Below are 2,018 nucleotides of genomic sequence, written 5' to 3' on the forward strand. Positions count from 1 at the left end.
CTATAGAAAAAATAGGATGTATTCCTATTAAATTATAAAGAGGTATTGAGATAATATCGAAAAGTAAAAGCTTTTATGATTTCTATTTTGTGAAATTGTAAAGCCCGACCCTGAAAGAAGCGAAGGGTTATAATAGGAGGATATTATGACTATCTATTCTCATTCTCGCCTGGAAACCTTTAAGAGTTGTCCTTTAAAATACAAGTTTAACTATATCGATAAGATTAAAAGAGAAGAAGAGGGCATCGAGGCTTTTTTAGGTTCTCGCTTTCATGAGGTAATGGAAAAAATTTATAAAGACCTCCCCTTTAGGAAATACAGTTTGGATGAACTGCTGGATTTTTATGAGGATGATTGGGATAAGAATTTTCATCATAAGATCGTTATTGCCGACAATGAAAGAAAAGCCAAGGATTATAAAGAAATAGGGAAGAAGTTTATAGAAGATTATTATAAGCGCTATTATCCTTTTAACCAGGGGAAAGTTTTAGGCATTGAACGTCAGGTATTTATAAATTTAGATGATCAGGGGGAATATAAATTAAGGGGATATATAGACCGCTTAGACCAGGTAAAAGACCGAACTTATGAAATACATGATTATAAGACCTCTAAATCTCTTCCGGAGCAGAGCAGGATGGATGAAGACCGCCAGCTGGCTCTCTATCAGATAGGGATTCAAAAGATGTGGAATGATGTTTCCAAGGTAGAGCTGGTGTGGCATTATGTAGCCTTTGACAAAGAGATCAGGTCAAAAAGGACGGAAGATGAGTTAGCTGAATTAAAAAAAGATACCATTGATTTGATAAAGAAGATTGAAGCTACCCGGGAGTTTTTACCTAATGAGAGCACTTTGTGCGGATGGTGTTATTATCTGGATATCTGTCCTTTATATAAACATGAATATATGGTGGGGGATCTGCCGGTAAATAAATATCTAAAAGATAGTGGCGTTAAATTGGTTAATGAGTTTGCCAGATTGGATGATAAAAAGAAGGGATATCAAGGAAAGATTGAAGAGATCGATGAAGAGCTGGAAGAGATAAAAGAAGCGGTTATAAAATATGCCGGAAGTATAGGGGTAGAAGTGGTGATAGGGAGTGGCCATCAGCTAAAGATTAGTTCCGGTGAAAAAGTCAATGTGCCGGGCAAAGGGAGCAAGGAGAGAGAATCTTTAATAGAGTTGTTAAGCCAATTAAATAGATTGGAAGAAGTATCTGCCTTTGATGCCGCTGAATTGAAAAAGGTAATCAAAGAGGGAAAATGGGATTCGGTTATTTTAGATGAGATAAAAAAATTGGTAGAGATTGAAACAGTAAAATCAGTCCGCTTATCAAAAATCAAGAGAGAAGATTAAAGTGACAGGGATACATCCCATTTTAATAAATAAAGAGGAGAGGATATAAATGGGCGCTAGTTATATTCATGAATTGTTTCCTTGACAGGATTCATAACGTTATATAAAATAATACATAGAAGGGAGGCAAAAAAAAGGTAAGAAATTAAAAGAGCAAAAAGGAATCAGCCAAAAAGAATTCTAAATCACAGAAGTTTGAATGATAATAAAAAATCAAAGTAAGGAGGATTATTATGAAACTGAAAAAAGATTGTTTGTTTCTCGTTTTTTTCGCTCTTTTGTTGATTTTTGTTTTTTCAATCACCGTTGGAGCCGTTGAACAGCCGGTTTTGATTGTAGGGGCAATTTATGTTGGCTCTGTCAATGATGCCGGGTATAACCAGGCCCAGAAAGAGGGGCTGGAAGAAATGAAGAAAAACATCCCGGGAATCCAATTACTGGAAGCTGAAAATGTTCCTGAAGGCGCGGAAGCCGAACGGGTGATAGAAAACATGATTCAGCAGGGGGCCAAACTGATATTTCCAACCAGTTTTGGGCATATGGAACCCGCTGCGAATGTCGCTAAACGCTATCCGGAGGTTATTTTCATGCATGCAGGAGGATGGATACAAGCCGATAATTTCGGGAACTATTACGGAAATATGCCGCCTTCGTTTTATCC

General features: G+C 37.0%; 2 protein-coding genes. Both read left to right on the plus strand.

The annotated features are described in order from the left end of the window. The first annotated feature begins 145 nt into the window (after positions 1-145). Positions 146-1,357: a PD-(D/E)XK nuclease family protein gene (locus VMW81_06230; protein ID HUU50535.1), complete on the plus strand. Its 1,212-nt coding sequence runs from the start codon at positions 146-148 to the stop codon at positions 1,355-1,357. A 233-nt stretch (positions 1,358-1,590) separates the two neighbouring features. Continuing rightward, positions 1,591-2,018, plus strand: a 428-nt coding sequence (locus tag VMW81_06235; protein ID HUU50536.1) for a BMP family ABC transporter substrate-binding protein, incomplete at its 3' end; no start/stop codon positions are given.

Source organism: Nitrospinota bacterium, assembly GCA_035528715.1.
Lineage (GTDB): Bacteria > JADFOP01 > JADFOP01 > DATKYB01 > DATKYB01 > DATKYB01.